The 23505-nt window shown below is 44.0% G+C and carries 11 protein-coding genes and 4 riboswitches; all 11 genes read right to left on the bottom strand.

What is annotated here, in order from left to right:
* Window positions 1-63: 63 nt before the first annotated feature.
* A riboswitch (cobalamin riboswitch) is annotated at window positions 64-253 on the bottom strand.
* Between the two features lie 32 nt (window positions 254-285).
* Complete coding sequence (locus tag ACMQ5W_RS14230; protein WP_419025744.1) at window positions 286-852, bottom strand: cysteine-rich small domain-containing protein; 567 nt, start codon at window positions 850-852, stop codon at window positions 286-288.
* 91 nt (window positions 853-943) lie between these two features.
* Window positions 944-1132, bottom strand: a riboswitch (cobalamin riboswitch).
* A 26-nt stretch (window positions 1133-1158) separates the two neighbouring features.
* Window positions 1159-3255 (bottom strand): heavy metal translocating P-type ATPase, encoded by a 2097-nt coding sequence (locus tag ACMQ5W_RS14225; RefSeq protein ID WP_419025743.1) that lies wholly within the window; start codon window positions 3253-3255, stop codon window positions 1159-1161.
* The gene (locus ACMQ5W_RS14220) at window positions 3252-3494 is read right to left on the bottom strand and encodes a DUF6110 family protein (RefSeq protein ID WP_419025742.1); all 243 of its coding nucleotides are present in this window, start codon (window positions 3492-3494) and stop codon (window positions 3252-3254) included. The genes ACMQ5W_RS14225 and ACMQ5W_RS14220 overlap by 4 nt, the downstream gene beginning before the upstream one ends.
* 300 nt (window positions 3495-3794) lie before the next feature.
* Window positions 3795-4436, bottom strand: a complete 642-nt coding sequence (locus ACMQ5W_RS14215) for a diphthine--ammonia ligase (protein ID WP_419025741.1) — start codon at window positions 4434-4436, stop codon at window positions 3795-3797.
* A gap of 97 nt (window positions 4437-4533) precedes the next feature.
* A complete protein-coding gene (locus ACMQ5W_RS14210) occupies window positions 4534-4710 on the bottom strand; it encodes a hypothetical protein (RefSeq protein ID WP_419025740.1) in 177 nt (58 codons plus the stop codon).
* A gap of 74 nt (window positions 4711-4784) precedes the next feature.
* On the bottom strand, window positions 4785-9377 hold the full coding sequence (locus ACMQ5W_RS14205; RefSeq protein WP_419025739.1) for a bacterial Ig-like domain-containing protein: 4593 nt from the start codon (window positions 9375-9377) through the stop codon (window positions 4785-4787).
* 70 nt (window positions 9378-9447) lie between these two features.
* A complete protein-coding gene (locus tag ACMQ5W_RS14200) occupies window positions 9448-10122 on the bottom strand; it encodes a hypothetical protein (RefSeq protein ID WP_419025738.1) in 675 nt (224 codons plus the stop codon).
* A gap of 283 nt (window positions 10123-10405) precedes the next feature.
* Window positions 10406-10596: riboswitch (cobalamin riboswitch) on the bottom strand.
* Between the two features lie 60 nt (window positions 10597-10656).
* Window positions 10657-12003: a DUF4430 domain-containing protein gene (locus tag ACMQ5W_RS14195; RefSeq protein WP_419025737.1), complete on the bottom strand. Its 1347-nt coding sequence runs from the start codon at window positions 12001-12003 to the stop codon at window positions 10657-10659.
* Between the two features lie 2 nt (window positions 12004-12005).
* Window positions 12006-13298 (bottom strand): fibronectin type III domain-containing protein, encoded by a 1293-nt coding sequence (locus ACMQ5W_RS14190; protein WP_419025736.1) that lies wholly within the window; start codon window positions 13296-13298, stop codon window positions 12006-12008.
* 19 nt (window positions 13299-13317) lie between these two features.
* On the bottom strand, window positions 13318-14424 hold the full coding sequence (locus ACMQ5W_RS14185; RefSeq protein WP_419025735.1) for a hypothetical protein: 1107 nt from the start codon (window positions 14422-14424) through the stop codon (window positions 13318-13320).
* 99 nt (window positions 14425-14523) lie between these two features.
* Window positions 14524-14718: riboswitch (cobalamin riboswitch) on the bottom strand.
* A gap of 176 nt (window positions 14719-14894) precedes the next feature.
* The gene (locus tag ACMQ5W_RS14180) at window positions 14895-23390 is read right to left on the bottom strand and encodes a DUF4430 domain-containing protein (protein WP_419025734.1); all 8496 of its coding nucleotides are present in this window, start codon (window positions 23388-23390) and stop codon (window positions 14895-14897) included.
* Window positions 23391-23505 lie beyond the last annotated feature (115 nt).

Raw genomic sequence — 23505 nt, 5'->3', positions numbered from 1 at the left:
GACTGTGGATAACCCACAGCCCGTATTTGCTGTTCTTGCAACTTTCTAACCCAGTTCACCGCCGGAATAGAAATAATTTTATGCAGGTCTCCTGGCTCTGGAATCGTCGCTTCATCTGCCTTCCCAGAAAATCCAGTGGCATACGAGATGAAACTCCTCCATTACAGTGGCGGGACCGCACAGGCATCTAACCTGTTTCCCTCTTAGCCTCTTCTCCATGACGAGAAAAGGAACATAAAATTGTATTGATTTACTACTTCATTATATTGCAGATTGTCCCCAAAGTCAAACCTTTTCACGCAGACTTTTATGGAATTCCATCAGTTTTTCCATCATGTGATCGTAATTTTCTCTCTTGTGGGGTACCATGCAGCCGCTGCAGTCTTTGACGCCGTTGTCCAAGTAGAGAAAATTACCGCCGCAGTCCCTGCCCATGGCATAAAGTGGACAATAGCAGAAAATACAGTTGTAATTTTCCTCATCTACCGTTCTGTGACAGGGAAAATACTCGCAGTTTTTGTGACTAAAAAATTTGTATTCCGACGCTTCTTCACAGAATCCCTTATCATTGATTCCGTATAGACAATAACACTCGTAGCTCTCCCCCATATAGATCCAAACATTTTCCCCCATTTCGATGTGCTCGTCAAAGACGAGATCCGGAATGAAGAGTTTGATCGAGGTTCTCTTCTTTCCCTTTAAAACGACGCCCTCCTTGGTCGGATAGGCATCAAATTCCTCAATTTTCTGTCTCAGATTCTCAATGCCTGTTTCTTTACCGAAGTTGTCAACAAATTTGTCAACGTCGGCGTACACCACATTATTAGGATTTTTTAACCAACTTAGGTTCATGATATGTAATCTCCTTTCGCAATCAAAAAAGACTGTGGCAGATGCCACAGTCCGTATTTCACTGATCTTCTCTTTCCGAATGGGTTCACCGCCCTTGGAAAATATTCTATGCAGGTCTCCTGGCTCAGGAATCGTCGCTTGATCCGCCTTCCCAGCCATAAGGCCAGTGGCACCTTTAGATTAAGCTCCTCCATTACAGTGGCGGGACCGCGCAGGATTTTAACCTGCTTCCCTCTTAGCTTCTCCAATGCGGAGAAGAACACAGAACGCAAATATTCAGTTCTTACAGAGATTAGTATATCAGTATCAAAAATCCTTGTCAATATCCTCCGGTAAAAGATTCGTCATGCTGTGCATGCCGATGCCCAGCGTGGACATGTTGTGTAAAAATGCCGACATCTGCGGTGTGATCAGACCAGCAAGTCCCATGAGAAGCAATGCCGAATTAAAGCCTATGACAACTCTGTAATTGCTTGAAATCCGGTTTACCAACTGGTCGCTCAGCTCCCTCAGCACCACCAGTTCATACAGATTATCCTGAGAAATCGTAATATCGGAAATTTCTCGTGCTACGTGGGCGCCTTCGCTGATGGCGATACCCACGTCTGCTGCAGAAAGTGCAGGAGAGTCATTGATGCCATCACCAATCATGATGACAGTGCGTCCCTGTTCCTTTTCCGTCAGTACATAGCCGGCTTTCTCCTCTGGCAGCACCTCTGCAAAATATTCATCTACGCCGACCTGTCTAGCGATCGCTTTTGCCGTATGTTGGCTGTCTCCGGTCATCATGACAATTTTGCCTATTCCCATTTCCTTCAGCTTTGCAATCACAGCCGGAGCTTCTTCCCGCAGAGGATCTTTGATGCACAAAACCGCAGCCAGCTCACCGGCGATAGACATATACAGAAGAGAACCATCCTCTGAGAGTCCATGAAACTTATCGTGTTCTAACACCGGCTCCGCACATTTCTCATCTTCAAAGATAAAGTGATGACTTCCAATGTAGACTCTCTTCCCTTCTATCTCGGAAGCAATCCCATGAGCAATGATATAATTTACCTTTGCATGCATTTCCTTATGGTCAAGTCCCTCTTTTTCCGCCTGGTGCACGACTGCAGAGGCGATAGAATGTGGAAAGTGTTCTTCTAAGCAGGCGGCAATACGAAGCATATCGTCCTGTTTATGTCCGTTAAACGGTATTACGCTTTCAACCGAAGGTTTTGCCTGCGTCAGGGTTCCTGTCTTATCAAAGACCAGAGTATCCGCCTGAGCTACTGCTTCGAGGAACTTTCCGCCTTTTACCACAATCTGATGTTGATTACACTCTCTCATGGCAGACAGCACCGTAACAGGCATGGAAAGCTTTAGTGCGCAAGAGAAATCTACCATCAATATGGTCGCGGCTTTTTGCGGATTTCTCGTCAGAAGCCATGTCAGCAAAGTAGCAAGAAAACTGTATGGAACTAATCGGTCTGCCAGATGCTCGGCCTTGCTCTCTACCATGGCTTTCAGCTTTTCTGAGGCTTCAATCATGTTGATGATCTTCTCATAGCGCGTATTGCCGGCAATCTGTGTGACACGAATATAAAGTTCCCCTTCTTCCAGCACAGTGCCTGCATAAACAGAGGCACTCTTTCCCTTTTTTACTGGTAAAGACTCTCCTGTCAGAGACGCCTGATTAACCGTAGCTTCGCCCTGCTCAACAACGCCGTTCAAAGGAATCATCGTACCCACCGTAATGTGTATCAGATCACCAATCTGTACATTGCTGAGAGGAATTTGCCGCTTGTCATCACCATTGCAAATCCAAACCTTATCTACATTGAGCGCCATGCTCCCTGCCAGATCCGCTACGGATTTCTTGTGAGTCCATTCTTCCATCAATTCACCGATGGTGAGCATAAACATTACAGATCCTGCGGTTTTAAAATCTCCGCGGAAGATGGATACGCCTAAAGCCGTGGCATCCAAAACAGGTACTTCTAACTTTCTATGCGCCAGACACAGGATGCCGTCCTTCAGATAACGCAAAAACCTGATGCTTGTCCATATCTGACGAAATGGCGCGGGCAGCAGATAGCCGGTGACGATCCGCTTCAGGATACAATTGACCAGCTTGTGCTTGTATTCGTTGTTCAAGGCTCTCGAAGTATGTTCGGGAACCAGCTTCTTCACACTTTCATCATCGATTGTAAAAAGTGAGATTTCCTCAACTAACGCCTCCCTGCCGCAGGAAAAGCAAACGACTGCGTTACCACTGCGCTGATAGACCTTCGCCTTTTCTACGCCTTGAAGAGAGAGCAGATAATACAGCAGCATATCCGCCTGCTCATCGGTCATTTCCCCATATCCGCTGGCAAACCGAATTCTGCCCTGAATTTCATGTTCAATATGTATTCTCATATTGTCTCTTTCTTTTCTCTCTCCTCGTTTACCTGCTTAGCCTCTGCCAAAATATCTTCCGCATTTTCCTGTACCTTATTCACCGTGTCCATAACGCTTTCCTTCGCACGCAATGCTGCCGCCGTAGTCTGGACGTATGCTTTCTTTGCATCCTGGCTGGCCAAGACCTTAACTCCCGCTGTACCGAACAAAAGACCTCCGGCAAAACAGGCAAGTCCTTTCACATCTTTCTTTTTCATCTTTCTACACTCCGATCATAATTTAGTCTTCTCTTGATTTTCTTCTCTTTGGACCATAGCCCGTAATAAAGGCCATCAAAGCACAGGCCATCATTGCCCATGCCCAAAACTTATGGTTTTTCAAATTATCTCCCTCTTTCGTTTTAACCTTGCAAGGTGGTTAGTCAAAACTAACCTATGGAGTTATTTTATTCCATTTTGTGCGGCGTGTCAAGATTTCCAGTCAAAAAAGTTAGCGTGCGCTAACCAACTTTTTAAAAAAATCCTCCGACCGTATCGGAGGACAATAAAAGGACAGGTCTATTTGATATCGATTACAGATCGGTCCCCAAAGTCCAAGATTTCTCCCAACTGGTATTTAAGCGCACTTTTAAAAACAGGCCCGCCTACTGCGATGGTGTGGTACTCACCATTTTCACCACAGAGATCGATACCGCAGGACGCCATGATTTCTGCTGTGTCGTCTCCCAAAAGACAGCCTAAAATCTCCCTTGGCAGGAGTTTATTATTTATGGATTTTATGATGCACCGGAAACCGCTGCCGATAATCTCCCTGACGACTTCCTCGCGTCCCCGCTGCCACAGTGGAAATTCAGCTTTTATGCCGACGCTTTTGCATCTGTCTTCACTCCATCTGCGATTATTTTCAATATCGATATCGCCGAATACCGCCATTTCCGCCCCCAGTTTCATGGCCTCTGCCAGTCCTCTTTCAAATGCAATATGATACGCCTCCCCTTTTGAGGGGCACAGAATCAAAGGGATGTCCAGCGCCTTTGAAAACTTGTCCAAAAGCTTGTAGTCCGCCCCGTGAAACCACGAGCGGTCCAGTGCCTCGTTGACCATGACCAAAAGGCCGACGGGTTCGTTCCCCGCCTCTATGAACTTATGCAGGGCAAGGGTGCTGTCCTTGCCGCAGCTATATGACATTACAAATTTCATGTTCTGTTCCTCGACTTTTCTGGATACTTCCACTCAAGTATATCAGCAGCAAAAAAACGAGTCAAGCCGTTTCTTTGCTGCATCGTTCTTGATAAAACTAAAGCTCCTGCTTTCCAGAATGGTAAAAGATGTGGATTTGATCGTCTTTTCCGTGATAAATCTGTGCATCCACTTCGTAGACTTCACTGATAAATTCCCTTGTCAAAAGTGCTTTCGGCGTACCGGAACCTACGATTCGTCCCTCCTTCATGGCATAGCGCTTATCACAGTACATAGCCGCAATATTCAAATCATGGATAAATGAAAATCAGTCAGTGCTTCTTTTGAAGCACCGACTGATTTGTTCAGTTATTTGGCTATTCTTATAGCCGTTGTTGACCACTTGGTATAGACTTTCTCCTTACCTATGGTCCTGTAGCCTCTCACTTTATAGTAATATCTGAATCCCTTTTTCAAATTCTTGGTATTCTTATAGGTCGTTTTCTTCGTCGCTGCATATTTCTTGAAGTTCTTGCTGCTTTTTACTGCTCTGTATACCTGGTATCCGTCCACTTTATAACCGACAGACTTCTTCCAGTTCAGCTTCACATATCCTTTGCCGACCACTGCAGAAAGCTTGATGCTGGTGTTTTTCACGCCTACATCGATAGAACTTCCTTTCATTGTGCGATAAATCACCTTCGACCACTTCGTATAGACTTTCTTTCCATCGATGGTCCGATAGCCTCTCACTTTGTAATAATATCTGGTTCCTTTGGCCAGGTTCTTTGCATTCTTATAAGTAGTTTTCTTCGTTGTGCCATACGCCTTGAAGTTCTTGGTGCTCTTTGCCGCTCTGTATACCTGATATCCGTCCACCTTGAATCCTTTGGACTTGGACCACTTTAAATTGACGTAAGTTTTTCCGCCAGAAGCGCTTACCTTCAGAGTCGTCGCCTGCACACCCTTTTTAATGCGTTCTGTCTTCTCTGCGTCTGTTTCTTCGCCCTGCGCTTTAATTGCCGCGTCAATAGCAGCTTCTTCTGCAACGACAAACTGTGACAGATGCGGCGTTGCAATCTGATAGAATGACTTCCCGTCTTTGGTGACAGCTTTACCCTCTATTTTAGTCAGCAGCCCCTTATCGTTTATATACGCTGCCGCCAGAGTTTTGTCTTTCAACTTGTCTGGCACAGGGAGGGAAATCTTTAGTTTATTTCCATCAAAAGTGTTAATCTCCTTGTCTCCTGACAGCAGGCGCACTTCTGTAATTGCTGCATCAGCTCCAAGAAGCTTTTTCTGTTCATCTGTTGCAGCCTTCTTCTCCAGAACAAGTTTTATGGTTGCCCCTTCCGCTGTCTTGGCAATCTCCGTCGTGGTCTTTCTATCTAGGTTTACAATACCTGCCGGCGTTATGATATTCAAAGCTGCGTCCGTCTTGGAGGCAATTCCTGACAGGGATGCTTTCGGCAGTTCCAAACTAATTTTATCAGCTTTCTCTGCACCCTTGACATTGAGCTCAATAGTGGCTGCCTCGTTCTTTATTGCTCCTTCAATGAGCTTATCTACATCGGAAGTTGTCACAGATGACGACGCTTCCCCATCTTTGACAGTTGCGGATACGTCCTGGGATACAGGCTGTTTTTCTTCCTCCTGCCACTTGTCTGAACCTTCTTCTTTCGTATAATCATCGGTGTAGTGAAAAACGATAGTGTCGCCCTTGCTAAGGAATTGCTCGCTAACACCTAATTCTGGATGCTTTCCGTTAAGAGTATATAGCCAACCAGAATTCTGACCGTTAGTAAATTCTGCGAGAGTTGTTCCATCATATGTAACCGAGTTAACATAGTTACCGCTCGGATTAGAAAAGCTTAGACCGGAGTTCTGCGCCTCTACTATCTGCATTAAATCCCATACGGTAGCATTAACAGAAACCTCATAGGATTTCTGACTGATCCATGTGGTCAGATTTCCTGCTGATAGGGTATGTGTCGTTGTACTATCATGCACGCTGTCACCCATTAGTGTAAAGTTTACTGTTATATTCGGATTCTCAGGATCTACCTTTTGAAGCACTGTTACTGTAATTTCGGTCTTTGCATCACCATAGGCGAGTGTAACAGTCTGTTTCGCCCTAGTATTTTTGTCATAACCGGTTACTGTAATGTCTTTCGCCTCTGGATTGGTAACGTCTCCATTTGTCCATTGAGCGGTGAATTTTGCCCCGGAAAGATCCAATTCATCCCCGATATAGTATGTAGTTTTATAGTCGCCGGCAACAGCCAGCTCATAGCAAATTTTCTCAGGCATTTCGTTGGTTGCCTTTGCTAGAGAATCCTTATTCTTACCTAATGGGTCATCTGTACGGTTCGAGGATGCCTTCCAAATGCATCCACTTACTGACGGGCATTTATCAGTACCTTTCTCTGTACTGAAGTAAACTGTTCCATTTACAGCTGTCGGATTTTTATAATTGGTATCTACAAATTTTATTGCACCAATACCCTTGTCAGCACCACAGCTAGTAGTATAAAAGTTGCCCGCTATGTTATCAAGCTTATTTAAGCCATTATAGTATCCGATAATACCGCCGACATTTTCACGGCCTTTGATCGTCCCTGTAAATGTATTTCCAACAATAGAGGACGGGTTCCATGTATGTGCCACAAAGACATCTCCGCCAAGAATACCGCCAACGTTTTTGTTTCCTTCAACAGCTCCTTTCACAGAGCAGCTCTTTATTGTAATATGCGCTCCGTTAGGGGCTGAGTTATTCACATAGCCGCCACCGACAATACCACCGACGTTTTCATCGCCTGTGACACTGCCGTCAAAGGTGCAATTTTTCACTTCGCATATGCCAAGCGCATTATCTCTTGCTCCAAGCATGCCCCCGACATAGTTTTTGCCCTTGACCGTAGCCTTGCTTGTACAATTTTCAATAGTTCCCTGTATTCGACCAGCAAAGGAACCAATCATAGTCTGATCTGCATCATAGCCAATGGTAACACCTTCTTCAATGGTACAACCACGAATTGTTACAACAAAATCTGCAGAGCAGCCGGCAAATCCATTTGTAGATATCTCAGCGCCAATGAAACCCGCCTTCTTCGTCTGAGTCCCTGTCTTCAGAGTTACATTATCTATCATAATTGCACTTCCGCTTAAATCCACACCTGAATAGTTATTGACTAAGCCGTATCCATCAATTTTTTCACCATAAATATTCAGATTTTTGACGACAGCACCTTTGACATAACCAAGTAAAGGTTTACTCCCTGACGGAACCGTCAATTGCTTACCGTTACCATCAATATTGCCTGAAAATGCGTTTAAATTTTCGCCCTTTTTAATGTCATTTGTTCCGTCTTTTGTAACACCTATTGGTGTCCACTCTGTTGGAAGAGTAATTGTATTCACATCATCAGAGAAAATGAAGTAAATATTCTCCAGACTAATTCCCTTTTCGTTTACCAGCTTTTGTATTGCTGATAAATCGTCGCTAGTCTTTAATATATACGGTTCATCTTCAGTGCCTTTCCCCCCGTTCGTAAAGATTTTATCCAATTCTTGTTCTTTTATAGTCACTTTGGCACGATCAGAGTCCGTCGATGCGGTGAGCTTATTTATCGTGTTCGTTACCTTGCAGTAATAATAGAATTCGCCGCTTTCTAAAGTGTCCGGGGTATAAGTAGTTTTCGTTTCACCCTCTATCAGTTCTCCTACTTCGGTTGCAGTATCAGCTTTATACCATTGGTAAGACAATGTTCCGCCATCCGCTCTTTTTGCAGTAACAGATAATGCCGTAGCCTTTTCCCCCTGTCCATAGTTTGCCTCTGTTACAGGCTGTTTTGTAATTTCTGGTGTCGCCGCACTTGTTGCCGTAATCTTGATATTCGCCGCATTGCTGTCTAACGTATAGGTTTTTCCATTAACTATATATGTGACTCTGCATTTATAAAAATTGCCCATTCCACTTGTTCCATAAGTAGTTGGAGGTTTGTAGGAGGCTGCAGTTTCACCAGCAATTTTAGTCGTATTACTTGGACTTGCGGTCTTAGAAGCAACCTTGTGCCACTGATAGGATAACGTTCCGTTTCCTTCTGTATGTACTGCTACAGTTAAAGGCTTACTCTCTGCCCCCTGCACATAGCTAATAGGCGGAATTGTCTTGAGATTTGTTGTAAAATATGGTACGTAGTCAATTTCTGTTTTCTGCAGTGTTAAAGTATACGTTGTACTTTCAAAGCCGTCAGTACTTACTACAATGGGAATCTCCATTGTATCCCCATTACTCCAGTCCGGTGTTATTTTAACTTCCTTTCCAGAAACTCCGTTCACAGTAATAGCTGCATTTCCAGCACTCTGCGTTTTTACTGTAATTGCTGTAACGGACTTTGGAATCTCAGCAGTATACGATAAAGTATCATAAGAAAAAGAAGGTGCTATATCTCGTGTATTTCCATTATCATCCTCTAATTCCAGACCTGTTAAAAATTGTTGATATTTAATATTAATTTTATATGTTTTCGGAACACCCGAGTTATTCCCAACCTGGATTTCCAAAGTTTTAACATCCTGGGTCAAATAAGTCTCAAGCTTTGCAAAGTTATCCGAAGATAGTTCGATGGCTGCGCCCCCTCCTACACCAGGATATTTAGCAGTTACTTTTACATCATTTGGCAGATCATCTCCCTGGTATTTAACTTGGAGTTTTGAATTTAGCGCCATATGCCAAGGCAGCACAATATCATACTCCTCGTTTTCTGGTCTAAAAGATTCCTTTAGCTGAATATCATTCGGTTTAGAAGTGCGTGAATCAATTAGTTGAATCTCAATACCACTAATATCGCTCGCCCCCACTTGAGGTTCTGGAACATTGCTTGCCATGACCTGAACTGGAAGCATGGAAAGTATTAGTGCAAATACAGCAATTATACTTATTACTTTCTTTCTCATCATTTCTCCCTATAAGCAAAGAAACGAACAAGCCGCCGTACTGGGCAGCAGCTTGTTCTATCATAGTTATAACTTACTCAGTCCAAGCGGATCCTGTATCCCAAGTCATATCATATGGGCTGACATCAAATATGATTTCCATGCCATCTACCAATTTAATGTTGCTGGTATATCCGCTGGCAGCTGTCATGGTTCCGTCAGCATACTTATATGCTACGTTCCATCCAGTGCCTGTTGAGCGACCCCATTTGTTTCCATTTTCGCCCTTAAAATAGGTTGTTGCATTGGACACTAGTGGGTAATTAACGATGTTGGAAATATAGCCGCCATTTGGTGTTGTCCAGCTGTCCCATCCGCCTACGACGGTAGGATTTCCGCTTTCATCTTCATTGGAGTAATTATCCCAAACTGCTGCAATAATTGCATCAATTACTGTTGCATCGCCTGCTTGAGGATCAGTGACACCTGCCGGCAAATAAACAGATTTCAAATTCATATCGCTAATATAGTAATCGACTGTTGCGATATCTACATTATAGTTTGCAATCTGTGTAGGCAGCTGTGCATTAATGACGCCATTGCCTGTATAGTTGCCAGATGTGTCAAAGTTACCATAGGTAACGGATACTTTTACGGACGGATCCGCTGTACTTGCAAACGATGTTGTCGTCATAGCAAACATCATTGCCATTGTCATTACCATTGCCATCATAACAGCAATGATTCTTCTTGAACGTTTTTTAGTCATTTTTGACCTCCTTTATCTTTTAGAGCATAATGCTCTTCTTATGTTACCTAAGAATCGCAGCGGAATTGCTGCAGTTCTGCTAAAGAGTGGCCACTCTTTCTATATGTAAGCAGTCCCCCTTACGTGGATTGCTGTACAAACAAATATATGCTCGGCATTCTTTTGACGTCTGTCTGGTCCATATTAGCCAGCTTTCTTACAGACAAATAAAAACGGACCATGACTAAATAGCCACAGTCCGTATTAACTGACAGTTTTCTTTCCATCCTCGTCGTTTCTCCGCCGACTAGAAATCGAATTATGCAGGTCTCCTGACTCGTGAATCATCATCCTTCTCTCCCTTCCCGGTTTCCCAGTGGGTGGCTGTGCCTTAGAGAAGAACTCCTCATTTACAGTGGCGGGACCGTGCAGGACTTACACCTGCTTCCCTCTTAGCTCCTCCTTAAGAGGAGAACATAAAACGCCGATATGTAATTGTTTTTCGTGTCTTCATTCTATCATCATACTGACATAAAATCAACACAATTTTTCTTATCACGACATGCTGTTATCGCCCACGTCTTTGCCCAGATCGCAAGTATAAACCCAGACAATCTTATCTCCGTCCTTCAGCGTGTATTCAGAACTTCCATAATTAGGAAAACTTTCATTGACCTTGTACATCCAGCCGCTTAACTTGCCGCCGTCAAACTCGTAGAGATAATTGATGCCCTCTACGTAATAAGAACCGTAAGTCGGCGTATACGACGACTCTACTTGAATGTTTTTATTTCTGCATACCCTATTCAGCACATCATATGCGGTGCTGTCTTTTTTGACAGTAACCTTCGTAGTCGGCAAAATGATTCCGTCTGATGGAACGTAAGCCTCCAGCGCCGGGTCCTCTAGCTTTGATAAATCATTGGCCAACGTGTCACATCTAATTTCTATGGAAACAGAGATTTTTTCCTCTTCTGGGGTCGTTGCCGGTGAAGAACCGCCGCCGTTTCCCGTGTTGTTATTCTGATCGGAATCCTTCGAAGTGCCGCTGTCATTCTTATCCTCAACGGCTTTTTCTGCTTTTTTAATATCCACCGTCTTCTCAGCGTCTTTGTGAATTTTTTTAGTCAGAACGACGTAATCTCCGCCCTCCTCGACAGAAAAGGCCGCCTGCTGTGCCTTAAGGTCGATCTTCGCCTTGGATACAAACTCCAATTTGCCCTTCTCTAAGTCAACTTTATATGCCCATCCTGTTGTTTTCTTCTCGCTATAGATAGGAATAGAGACCTTAAGTGTGCCCCCAAAGGTGCCTTGCTGGTAGAACGAGATAATCTGTCCCTGCAATGACAATTTGCTAAGAATATGATTAATCTGCTCGTAATACGGCCCCTCTTCCTTTGCCGTCAAATTAATTGTTACAGGCTTTTTTACATTGGCGCCATCAAGGGTATAGGTCATCTCCTTCTTATCCTTGATCTCTATCGTATACTCTTTTGCTTCTTTTGATGCAGCTAGTTTCTTAACTACAGACTGTTCTACGACATCTCCGTTTTCCGCATTTTTAAATTCCTTTGTCTGGTCTTTCAAAGCCTCATAAGCCTCTTTTTTGTCGTTGTACTCGCTGTCTTCAGATTTAGAAATCTGTTTTGCCGACTTAATCTGCCTTTCAAAAGCAAGCAGTGTGTACTGGGCGTACTGCCCCTTTTCATTCCCTGCGTTGTTCCGTTGATCAGAGAGCAGTTCCTGGGCGGTTTTAATCTGCTCCTTTAAAGAATCCGAGTAATCTGCCTTCTCAACGTTCATATCAAGAATCAGGTACACAGCCAGTGCGACTACAATCAGAATTACGGCAATGACGCGCAGCCGCTTGCGCTTCACTTTCTTTTCAAAATCCTTATCCATACTTATTTCACTTTAACCCTTTGCACCGTGCTGTAGCTTCCATAAATCTTGTTGCCCTTGACGTCTGTTTTATAAGCCCTTACTTTTACGTAATATGTTTTACCTTTTTTCAAAGATTTTATCGTTTTTACCGTCGACGACTTGGAAGCAGTTGTGCTCTTACTGCCGGTGAACTTACTGCTCACCGCGTATCTGATCTGGTAACCCTTCACCCCGCTAATCTTTTTCCATTTAACCGTCATGGTCTTTGTTTTCGTCGATTTCAGCGAGGTAATGGCTGCTTTCTTTGGTTTGGAGATGGTCTTCCCATCCGTCATATCATATAACGAACTCTTTCCGCCGAGCAATCGGTCATAGGCCACTAACGTGTAATATCCCTGTTCCGTAGCCATGGAATTGACCACTGGCTTATATCCTGCTGTACTAGTATTTACATGGCGAAATCCACCACTGTTTTCGTCGTAATAAGTCAGCAAAGCGTCGAGCACTGATTTTCCATTTCTGATAAAGCGATTATCTTTGGTTGGATCAATCCCCAGGGCTGTCAGCCCTACGATCACCTGACAATTGCTTTCTGCATTTTTCGTTCCCCATGAATCAAAGCCGCCGTCAGCTTTCTGCATATCAGAGAGTACTATCAGCGCTCTGTCTACGGCAGTTTTTACTTCGCTTCTGTTCATATAGCCCGCTAAAGCCTGGATGGCCATACCGGTTATATCACTGTCAGGCGTTTTTCCATCGAGAGAAAATCCGCCGCCTTCAATTTCCTGATTCAGAATTTCTTTTATCAATAAATCTCTTGTAGTCTGTACTTCCACACTTTTAACGGTCGGAATCTCATACATATCACTGTCTAACGCAATCAAAGCCCAAATCGGTCCGTTGATGCCCTGCCATTTTACATTCTCAAAGTCTGCCAGCTTTTTCAGCAGATTGTAGCCGCCCACATTCTTCGGGTCTTTGCCGATAGCGGTTACCGCTAAGCACACTCTGGAATACTCTGTATATTTTCTCTTGTCCAGTACGCCTTTACACTTTTTTACTTCTTTGACTAAATTATTATAATAAGTTTCATATGTAGAATCTGTAACAGCCGCGCCGCCTCTGGCCAGTCCGATGATATACCATTCATCACCATATCCGGGCTGTGACAGCTTTTTTATCATATAGCTCTCTGTTTTACTCATAGCCGTCTTATAAGACGTTCCTGCGCCTTCTGTGCCCCATGATAAGCATGTCATAGACGACATGACCAAACAGAGGACAACGAGAAGCGATAAAATTTTTCTCTTCATTCTTTCCTACCTCTTCTTTCTATCTTGCTTTCGCACTAACTGTTTGAGACCATTTCGTATAAACAGTTTTTTTGTCTACCGTTCTATAGCCTCTCACTTTGTAGTAGTAACGTGTTCCCTTTTTTAAGCTGCTTTTGTTTGTATATTTTCTTGCAGCGGTTTTACCAATGCTTCTATATACGCCGTCTTTTTTGGCAGATCTATAAATCTGATATCCCTCTGTCTTGTAACCTGCTGTTTTCTTCCAGGTCAGCACTACCTTTCCTTTAGACACCTTTGTCTTTAAATCGGTTATCCTCGTTGCTTTCACACCGGCAGCCACTTTGCTGTCCACAGATATTTTGCAAATCGGTGCAATCAGCGGAGCATCCACATTGACGGCGGGGTTGCCTTCTGTATTCCAATCCGTTACAGTTGTCGATACGGTTCCTCTTGCAGAAAGATAATAGGTTTTTCCTGCCTGAAAGGTATCTTTATCTAGTTGAATAACCACTTTACCGTCTTGATCGGTCACGATCCCGTCCAATTCCTGAAATCCATCTTTTGTCACAATTCCCACTTCTGCATTTGGGATGGCCTGCGGATCTGCATTCTGTGTCATCCCCATAAACCCTTGCAGTGACAGTGTAACGGAGTCTCCTGTGATCCCCGTGATAGCTGTCTTGCCAAAATAGGAGAAGTAGTCGGAGTAATGCTTATCATCTGCATTGACTGAGGCAATGATTCTGTCGCCATTTTTTACAGGTTCAGATTTCACACCGCTTGTGATGGATAGGTTATTGATAAAAAACAAAGTGTTGCTGGTTTCGATCCCCCAAAGTTTGGAAACAAACTGGTCACAGATATATCCGCCCGGTTTGTACTCCTTATGAAAAGCTTCCATGACAGCATCGATGGTCGTCATCCCGTCAGCCGTCTTTACCTTCACTGGAACCTCTGCCATAACCTTACCGTCAGCCACTGCAATGTCTCCTTTTACGCTTATAGTAACGTAAATTGTTGCTGTTTTTTCGGCAGCCCCATATACGTCCTCCCTATTGATACCTACAAGGTTCATGCAAGTAAACAGTATCATGCCGATGAGTATTGCTGATGTAATGTGTCTCATCAGTTGGTTTGTTTTCATTCTCTTCCTCCTTAAGCAGCCCAAAGATTAAAAAAAGCTGTGGTGTTCCACAGCCCGTATTTACTGACATTAAAAAAAGCTCCCACCGGGTTCCGCGCCAGTAGAAGGTTCGCTCTATGCAGGTCTCCTGGCTTACGGGTCAACGTTCGTTGTTATCCTTCCCGATAATGATATCAGTGGATGGCACAGCCTTAACAAGAACTCTCCGTTTACAGTGGCGGGACCGCGCAGGACTTATACCTGCTTCCCTCTTAGCTTCCCTTTACGGGAAGAACATAGAACACGAAGTATTCAATTTATTCTATTATATTTCAAAAAATACTGTCTGTCAATCTAACGATATTTAGATTTTCTGGTACTCTTTACAAAGCTCCTCTTATAACACAAACCTATCGCAGAAGTTCCTTTACTGCTGTTGTGCCTCAAATTACAAGAACCCGGGGCGCACCCGGGTTCCATATTCTTATCTGCTATTTTGCTGTTCTGATTGCTTTACTTGACCATTTGGTGTAAACCTTGTCACCTGCAATGGTCCTGTATCCCCTCACCTTATAGTAATACCTGCTTCCTTTTTTCAGGCCTTTGGTATTCTTGTAAGCAGTTTTTTTGGTCTTGAAGAAGGCCTTCGTGCCATATCCGCTGTTTTTCTTAGTGGCCCTGAACACTTCGTAGCCGTCCACCTTGTAGCCCTTGGACTTGATCCAGGTTACTCTGATGTAGCCCTTTCCGGCTTTGGATTTTGCCTTCAAAGTAGTCTTCCTGACCCCGGCCTTCAGTCTGGCGTTCTTCTCTGCATCGGTGTCCTCACCTTGCTCCTTGACGGCTGCGTCTATCGCCGTTTCCTCTGCAACAGCAAATGTAGAGAGATGAGAGATCTCTGCCTGGTAATAAGCCTTGCCGTCCCTGGTCACTACTTTTCCAGACAGCTTTTCCAGTTTACCGTCATTGCCGATGACGACCGCTGCAACGGCCTTGTCCTTCAGCTGATCAGGTACTGGCAGAAGCAGCTTCAGCTTATTTCCGCCAAAGCTTCTGATTTCTTTGCCGTCCGAAAGAAGGGTTACTTCTGTGACGGCTGCCGACTCACCCAGAAGGACTTTCTGTTCATCCGTCGTCATCTTCTTTTCAAAGACAATGATAACGGTCGATCCGGTTGCTGCCTTTGCAATCTCCGTCATAGTCTTTCTGTCCAGATTCATCTCTCCTGCCGGTGTAATAATATTTAAAGATGCATCTGTCTTTTCTGCCATATCTGAAAGAGATGCTTTCGGCAGTTCCAGAGAAATCTTATCTGCTTTGTCTGCTCCATTCACGCTTAATTTTATGACACTGGCTTCGTTCTTCACCGCCTCTTCAATCAGCTTGTTCATCTCAGTGCTATTGACAGCAGCAGAAGCCTCGCCGTCTTTCACTGTTGGTGTCACATCCTGTGAAATCTCCGTCTCTTTATCTCCCCAATTTCCGGCATCCGGATCCTGGGTATAGTCTCCCGTATAATACAGCTCAATTTTATCGCCGTCCTTCAGATAACAGCTTCCCATATATACATCAGGCAATTTGCCGTTGACCTTATAGAGCCAGCCGCTGTTAACAGAATCTGTATCGGAGAGTGTCGCTCCAGAAGGATCCGTAATAGAAGCCACATAGCTTCCTACTCCAGTATAGGTATAATGATTCTCAGACATGGCAGTCTTTACAACATCCCAGACGGTCGTCGTATCAGCATCAAGACCACCTACGGTATAGGAAGACATATTTTTAAAGCCTTTCACGCCTTTACCATCTATGGAGACGGAGGCTTTGATCTCTAATGGCGGATTGGGATTGTCTGTTCCAGTGCTGCCTTTAACAGAAACCATTGTAGAAACCGGCTGTTTGTAGAATTGCTGGAACTGCTGGTACTGAGACGCTTTTGATGTATCCTTGTACTTTTCCCAATACTTGCCGAACTCATTGTGGGTCAGTACACTGTCTATCTTTACCTTCGTGTTGTACTCCGGCTGTATTACTTTCAGCGTTTCATATTCAATTACCCGCGGCTTGCTAGTGCGGAATTCTCTCCAGGTCTCATTGAGAAATGGGTCATAGCCCGGGAGGTCGTCTACTTCAATGCCGCCAAAAGTCAGGTTGATAGCCCCTCGGACATATTCAAAAGAGCCGTCTTCATTTTGCAGAATTTCTACAAATGGATTCAAATCTTCCGTGATTTCATCTTTAGAAACGTTCTCACCTTTGATGCCTTGCCAATAAGCACTTTCTTCCAATGCTGCCTTCATAAATGTGGCACCGTCTTCCAGTTCCTTTTCCGTCAAAGGTTTTACGGTCAGATAAAAAGTCTTCTTTGCATATACGTCTTTTTCATTTTTATACTTATGAATTGTAATCGTATACGGCACTTTCACTTCTTTCTGTCCCGGCAGCGGACGATAGACTTCTGCATGGTAGCCGTTAAATTCCAGCACGTCCGTGTTCCCACTCTCCATCTTGACTTGATAGTCCCAGCGGTCCATAACACCTGCATCGGTCAAGGCCTGTGATGTCGGCATCTGGATATCGTTTGTTACAGAGTTGACATCAATTGGTTTTTTCTTATCGACAAAATCTCGCAGAAGACCTTCATACTTTTCTTCTAAAGCTGTCTGCATCTGTTCACTAGGATCTTCCGTCAACGGCGCGATAGTGATGACAAAGTTTCTAGTGCCTGTCATCCACAAGGTGTCCTCCCCCTTATTTTTGAATTCATTCTCCGTATACTCGTCAAAGAGATTAAAGGTGGTCAAAGCTGTCAAAGTAAAGGTTTCCGGCTCGCTCCCTTTCCTCGGCCTGTTCAGCTTCGCCGAATAGCTTCCATCTGCATTCTGCGATACCAGAACAGCATCTGCATCCATGGATGCCCATTTTACAGTTACCGGCTGTCCTGCGATTGTAGTTGGCAGTGTCAAATCCTCTGAAACCTGTCCGTCCACTGTAACCGTATCCCACCAGTCAGCAGGATTTTCTTTCTTGGTCTCTGCTGTATTTTCATTGCCGCCTTTAATAGTATCCCAGGTAATCGTATTGACCGCATCGTCCAGCTTCTGCTCGACAACCTTTTCATCCCAGCCGATATGTACGCGAACCTTAACGTCTACGGACTGGGTGCCTAGCTTCAGCTTGAAGGCGACATCATTGTACTGCGCATATTTTGTACCGTTTTGACCTTCTGCTCCTGTAAAATACTGAATTGTTCCGTCTGGCTGCAGATTTACTTCGGCGTTATTTGGCATGGACTTGGTTCCCGCATTGACAAAGTCAACGCTGATTTTATCCTCGCCATTGTCATAGGAATAGTCTTTCGTATCCACTTCATAGCCGGCGCGGCTCAGGTATTGTTCCATCGCCTGATAAATCTTGGTCTGATTGTAGCTCTGTAATGGTTGAATAAATACGCTTGACTGTTCCAGTTTATCTTTGATTCCGTTTAGGTTCTCTAAGTCCTGCTCCCCTCGTGACCAAAGCACGAGATTAAAATCTGCAACAGTGCTTTCATTGCCTTTTCGAATTGTTGCATGTATCGTGATTTCTTGTTTGCCGTTGTCAGGTAATACAATTGTACCGGAACTATCCCAATTTACGGTGCACCCGTTTACATTGCTGTCCAAGGTTAAAGTTTGGGCTGCTCTAAAGTGATATTTTCCTTCTGCATCTGGCTTCATGACCTTGCCATCTGCATCTTTTAGTGCAAGCTGTGCCTTTGCTGCAATTACGGCCTTCAAATCTTCATTTAATTCCGGTGTTTTTCCGCCCTGCCAATTTAACACCGGAAGACCGCCGTTAATGCCGTCATCTTGAAGGAATGCCTCACCAGTGCCATTGAGTTCCAAAACAAACTGCGGAGATTGCATCTGCGACACTGTTTTCTCTGTTGCAGTGGCCGTACCGCTGGCAAAGGCATTTGCCGCACTACCTTGGAGATAGTACGTATTCGCAACGGTTCCTTCCATTTTTCCGGCAATCGCTCCGATACCATCTGCAGGGCCTGTTATCAAACCTGCATGATACACATTCTTGATGACACCACTAGAATATAACATCCCTGCGATACCGCCCACACAACTATTTGTTGTGTGATCAGGTTTTGCTGTCACGGCACCCGTATTGTAACAGTTTTCAATTGTGCCATAGGAATATCCGGTAATCCCACCTGTTTTCAGCTCGCTGTTAAAATAACTGCAGGTGTTCTCTATTGTAGCTGTATTCACACAACTGCGGACTGTACTTTCAGCGCCTTGCATTCTTCCAGCGATGCCTCCTGTGCCACTAGTTCCAGTGCCCGTTACCGAACCTGCAAAAGAACAATTCTCTACTGTTCCCTTGTCTAAAATTGAAACAATTCCGCCTGCAATGGTTCCGTTCACTTCACCGCTGACAGACAAATTTTTGACGCTGCTGCTTTCGCCTGCATATCCGAATAAACCCACATTGCTCTTCAAGCCGGATACTGTTTTCCCATTGCCGTCAAAGGTTCCCATGTAAGCTGCTGGTGTTGGATAACTGTTCTTGCCAATTCCCGTCCAATCCTTATTGTTCAAGTTAATATTTTTTGTCAATAACCCATCATAATCACCGTGTTCTTGGTTACTGACCTGGTCCGCAAACCATGCCAGTTCCTCCGCACTGGATATTTGATATACATCGCTTTTTTTCTCCGGCTCTGATTTAGTATTACCATCCCATGCCACCCCAGCAAATTCCAAAGTGACCGAAATAGTCATATGCTTATCCAAGGTAAAGCTTTCAGTCTTTGTTACATAGCTCTCTGATGAAACCGTATAGCTATAGGTCTCATCTTTAGGTAGTTTATATGTTCCATCCTCCTGTTTAAAGGCTTCCATCGTATCCCCTGAGGCATTTGTAACTTCTATGGTATACGAGCTGATCTCAGAAGGCAATACTTCAAATTTTGCCGCAGCCTGTTCCACTGCCTCCATGGATACGGTTTCTACCTTGCTTTGCTCATCGCCGACATGCAGCGGTCTATCTGTGATATCCTTGTAACCAAAGGCCTCGGCAGAATAAGTGTAATTACCCTTTTCCAGAAGATATTTATCGCCGATAGGTTTTATGATATCACCATCTTTTATGACGGTGATTACCGCATTCTCTGGCGCTCCTTCAAAAGTTACCGCAGTTAATGCCCTCGCTTTAAACCCCTTTAACCGAATCCAATTCTCGTCTCCTGGATTCATATCAGAGCTGTTAACATAACACTTGTAGTTGAGTGTTATGATATCCCCTTCATCCGCAGAAATCTTATAGCTTTTCCAATCCTGGCTGACTTCCTCAAAGCAATCCACTTGCTGATTGTTTTTCTTTATGGTCAATCCATAATCACTGTCAGTCAAAGTGCTGCCAAGCTCAGAAATCATATAGTCAAACGTCAGTTCCGTTGGCTTGTCAAAAGTCAGTGTCATAACACTCGTGGTATTCGTTTTACTATTGCCAGACTGTAAATAGCTTGTGTCATGATCTTTTGTTGCAATAAACGGGTATGTATTGTCGTCCTTTGCTGATACACGGTCCGCAACATCTGCAAAGAAGTCTGCAAGGGTCAGTTTCTTGATCATATCGACAGTAATCGTCTCTGTCTTACTGCTTACTGTAAATAATCCCCTTTCAGGTTCACATCCTTCACAGGTCACAGTGTATGTATAGGTGCCCTGTGGAAGGCTGGCTCCGCTGGTAAAGTCTACAATTTGGTCGCCGCTTTTTATTTCTATTTCCGCATTCGCCGTGATATCAGCTGGTTTATTGATGTCAAAGTTCACGACGTAGGACTCGGCTTTCTCCATGGCACCATTGATTTTGAGATCCTCTCCATCTACAGTAAATGCTTTATTTGAAACTGGTACATAACCAAAAGCTACTGCAGAATAGGTATATTCGCCGTTTTCCAGCAAGTAATCACCGTCTGCAGGTTCTATCACTTCATCCTCCTGTTTCACCGTAATTACCGCATCTTCCGGCATCCCATCAAAAGTCAGCTTGTAAAGCGGTGCAGCAGAAATATCTTTTATCCGGGCGGTATCTTCCCCCGTATTTCCGCTGCTATCTTTCGTATAGGTTACGGTTACTTTATCGCCTGCTTTTCCTGTAATCGTCAGAGACGTCCATTCTTTTCCCGTGCCGCTATCCGTGACCAGGGTATCGTTGTTCTTTTTTATCAGCAGTTTGTCATAGTTCTTCTCACAATCTACCTTGTATTTAAAGGTCAGCTTGCCATTTTCCTTAAAGGCCATCGTCATGGTTGCATTTGAATTGCTTTTGCTTTGGTTCGTAGAGGCAAGGACATTTTCAGAATCGTCTTTGTCCGGCTTAAATCCATAGTCGATACCATTTACCGCTTCAATCAAGTCTTTAAATTGGGAAAAGAAATCTTCAAAGACGGTAACTCTCGTCAAGGTCTTTTTTATTGTTTGTCCGCCGCCATCAACCCTAATATCTCCCGTCACAGTTTCGCAGCCATACAAAGTGATGGTATACGAATAATTGCCGTCTGGCAGGTTAAAAGTCGTTCCATCTGTTTCTGGCTGAATCGTGACACTCTCTTGTTTGACTTCAATTTGGGGAACGCCTGTCACTCCTTCTGGAACGGTAATCTCAAATTTAATATTTTGGGATGCTTGTCTTTCTAAATTTACCGTTTCGTTAATATCGCCATTTTCCACAGTTACGGACTTGGTCTCTGCCTTATATCCGAATTTTGATGCGGTGTAACTGTAAGTTCCGCTTTCCAGAGAATAAACATGGCATCCCTCTGACTTGGAGTCTGGTTCACTCACCGTTGTTTCTCCATCTTCCGTCAGCTCAAAATCTGCATCCTTTGGCGTTACTGCAAAAGATGCGGTGTGCAATTCTTCCAGCTGGAAGTTTTTCAGCCATGCACAGTCCGAACCGTTTTGGGTGCTGGAATCTTTTATGTAAGCTATAGTAATTGTGTCGCCGCCTTTAACCTTTTGTTTATAGGCCGTCCAACCTTTCTCCCCACTTATCTTTGATCCGTCATTGATTTCCAGCCCATCATACGAGGCTTCTGAACTAACTTTATAGTCAAATTTAAGGATTGATGACTTAATGTCTTCATTAAGGGTAATTGTTATTTTCACTTCAGAGTTGTTTTGATTGTAACTGTTAGATTTTAGTGCCTCTTCAGTCTCATCGTCTATAAATTCTTGTCCAGCTTCACCTTTCCAACCTTTAGAACTGTATTCGACCTTTGCTTTTCCTGCCAGTCCATTAAATGCCGTGCTTGGAAATGGCTTATCTTTGATTGCTACAAGATAAGTCGTTGTTTTACCTTTATAAGTAACCGTCAAGGATTGTGATTCTATCGCCGTGGAAGAGTCAAACCCCGCTATCTCAAATCCCGATTCAATTACTTTGGAACTTTTATCTGCGTAATTGACCTTCAATGACAATTTCTTGTCCAGTCTATCGCCAACATAATATTCTGTTTTAGCGGTTCCTTCCTCTACGCTGATTGATTCTACTGGATTTAATGTTACTTTTTCTGTTGCGTCCCCATCTGTAAGCGTAACCGGACCAGCTATCTCCTCACAGTCTTCGGCCGAAATGGTGTAAGTATACTCCTTATTTTTCAGCAATTCATACACATTTGCTTCGTTGGAGGTTATCACCTTGTCCCCATCCTTTACGACTATTTTATAGGATGCAGACCCCGTAACCTCAAAGGTTAAATTTCCCCATAAAGAGTTGTCCTTGTTAAGGGCTACAGATATAGGGCTTAATGTCTCCCCATTGTCGGCCTGGTCAGCTGTTACGGTCAAACTACTCGTCATTTCAGTATAGCCATCTTTTGTCATGGCATAACTATATTCGCCCTGCGGTAGGGCAACTGTTCGCTGTCCACCTTTGTTTGATGTATGTACAACATTGTCGCCTGATGTGACAGTCAATACAGCGTCTTCTGGTGTGATGTCAAAGGTTACTGTTGCAGTGGGAATTTCCCACGAGAGAACAGGGTAGCCTCCTGCCTTTGTCATGAATCCGCTGCCCAACGAACTTACAAAATCAGAAGCTTTCATTTCCTCTGTCGATTTACTTATAACCTGCCCTGTTATTTCTTCAGGAAGCTCATATCCAGAAATCCCATTTGTACAGCTAGTGTCGAGGTAATAACAATTATTTATCATCGTGTTTTTTGTTGCCCAACCGGCAATCGCGCCAAAATTGCTTGTAGCGCTACCGCCTACAGTGCCTGAACTGTAGCAATTTTCAATCGTCAATGTGCCAGCATTTCCTGCAATTCCTGCACAATACGCCGAGCTTTTCCTTGTGGATGTTACAGCCCCTCGATTATAACAATTTGTTATAGCGCCTGCGGTAGCACTCCCAGCAATTCCTCCCGTCCGCCGACCTGAAGAGTTTTCATTCTTAATGTCTCCAGTATTGCCACAGGAGGTAATAGTTCCGCCTGTCATATTAGCTGCAATGCCACCAGCGTAATCACCATTCACGGTAACAGCTGCAGTATTAAGACAGTTTTCAATGGATCCTGATGTTGTTCCTGCAATCGCTCCTACAGTGGTAGTTCCACTGATTACTCCTTCCGTAATTACATTTTTAATAGTGCCGCCAAGATTTCCTACTAGTCCTGTGCTTGTGGCGGCAAATGTAATCTTATGCTGTTCCCCATCAAAGGTACCATTATATGTCACATCGTTACCAATAGGCACCCAATCTGAAGATACTTCAATATTGGCTTTCAGAGCCGCATTCACTGCGACATCGCCAGAATTCACGCGTGCCACAAAATCCTTAAGATCCTGCTCACTGCTTATTTCAACAGCATCGCCGTCTTCACCATATGCAATCATACCCATTCCCGGCATATAGGTAACAACCGTTACCATTACCAAGAGTATGATGGCCATTTGTTTCAACTTACTTCTTAATTTCCAATTCAATCGTTCTTTCCTCCTTTTTGTTGGCGCTGCAAAGCGAAACTGACCTTTATCACCTTGCTTCGTGCGTATTGTTCACAGCCTGACGTCGATAAATGTGCTCAGAATCTTCGAAGTC

Source organism: Emergencia sp., from assembly GCF_048465375.1.
In the GTDB taxonomy this organism is placed as follows: domain Bacteria; phylum Bacillota; class Clostridia; order Peptostreptococcales; family Anaerovoracaceae; genus Senimuribacter.
Note: the sequence above shows the minus strand (reverse complement) of the source record. Positions and strands in the feature narration are given on the sequence as shown.